This window comes from Thiomicrorhabdus heinhorstiae (genome assembly GCF_013391765.2).
Classification (GTDB): Bacteria; Pseudomonadota; Gammaproteobacteria; order Thiomicrospirales; family Thiomicrospiraceae; genus Thiomicrorhabdus; species Thiomicrorhabdus heinhorstiae.
Map to the genome: position 1 here is coordinate 1 of NZ_JACBGI020000093.1, position 311 is coordinate 311.

The window sequence follows — 311 nt, forward strand, 5'->3', positions numbered from 1 at the left end:
AGCGGTAATCGTGGCTTCAGAGACCTCAATGCCGTAGAGTTCTTCAATGTGAAAACGAATGTCTCGATAACTGGTTCCGAGTGCAAAGAGACCAAGGATCTTCTGGTCAATCTCAGGGGTGAGCTTGGTCTGATGCTTTTTGACCAGTTGAGGTTCAAAACTGCCATCACGGTCACGGGGCGTATCAAGCTCGAACTGACCGACACTGCTTTTGACGGTCTTTTTGGAAGAACCGTTCTTGCGGTTGGGCGAATTATCGTTTTCGAGATGCTGTTCCAGTTCTGCTTTGAGAGCGGCTTCAGTGAGTTGTT

The 311-nt window shown here is 48.6% G+C and carries 1 protein-coding gene; it reads right to left on the minus strand.

The annotated features are described in order from the left end of the window. The coding region (locus H8792_RS12505) for a transposase (protein ID WP_185979588.1) at positions 1 to 311 on the minus strand (311 nt) is incomplete at both ends.